This window comes from Mycobacterium ostraviense, from assembly GCF_002705925.1.
GTDB classification, from domain to species: Bacteria; Actinomycetota; Actinomycetes; order Mycobacteriales; family Mycobacteriaceae; genus Mycobacterium; species Mycobacterium ostraviense.
The window spans coordinates 1-239 of record NZ_NKRE01000142.1 but is presented as its reverse complement, the minus strand read 5'-3'; the positions used below and the strand labels follow the sequence as shown (position 1 = coordinate 239).

Below are 239 nucleotides of genomic sequence, written 5' to 3'. Positions count from 1 at the left end.
GCATGATTCGTTCCACCGTGCAGCGGGCCGCCGGAATGTTTTGGCGTTGCAGATGCGCCCACATCTTCAAACTGCCATACAGCGATTCTGGCGGGCGTTGGGAGCATCCCGGGTTTGATGCACACCTCGTTTTGTGTGACCCCGGGGTGTCCGAGCTGACGGTGAGCGTAGTACCTGGACCCCTGATCCGTTTTCCTGGCCTCCGATTCCCGCTTTGCCTTTCGCGCGCTCCGGGCCCG

At 61.9% G+C, this 239-nt stretch carries 1 pseudogene; it reads right to left on the bottom strand.

Features of this window, described 5'->3' with window-relative positions:
* Nucleotides 1-100, bottom strand: a pseudogene (locus CDN38_RS29140) (IS3 family transposase); the annotation flags it as partial.
* Between the last annotated feature and the right edge of the window lie 139 nt (nt 101-239).